The following is a 404-nucleotide window of genomic DNA, read 5'->3' as shown; positions in this document are numbered from 1 at the left end:
GGCGGTAGGCGCGGGCGTGGAAGCCCGTGGCGTGCGAGACCAGGAGCGGGGCAGACGCAGGACCGGAGACCAGGTGATGCACGGTCAACGAGACGCCATCGCTCGACGCGACGGACTCACGAGGTGGCGCGGCCGGGGGCTTCACAGAGCGTCAGTCAAGCGGTCATGTGCGTGGCAACCACGCGCGTCACTCGCGTTCCGTGCCCGCAGGTCACTCGCGTTCCTTGCGGCGGCGCCACCAGACCGAGAACAAGCGGTCGAGGATGACCCCGAGGGCGATGGCCACGAGAACACCGACCCATACTCGCGTCGTCACGCTGAAGAACAGGAAGCGGACCTTCGACCGATCGCTGTTCTGCACGATGAAGACCACCGTCGCGACGGCCAACACAACAAGGCCGACC

General features: G+C 67.1%; 1 protein-coding gene. It reads right to left on the bottom strand.

The window, feature by feature from the left end; translation table 11 throughout:
- Positions 1 to 211 precede the first annotated feature (211 nt).
- Positions 212 to 404, bottom strand: a 193-nt coding sequence (locus I6F37_RS42820) for a LapA family protein (protein WP_225154801.1), incomplete at its 5' end; no start/stop codon positions are given.

It is taken from the genome of Bradyrhizobium sp. NBAIM08, from assembly GCF_020193935.1.
GTDB classification, from domain to species: Bacteria; Pseudomonadota; Alphaproteobacteria; order Rhizobiales; family Xanthobacteraceae; genus Bradyrhizobium; species Bradyrhizobium yuanmingense.
This window is presented reverse-complemented; position numbering and strand designations above follow the sequence as displayed.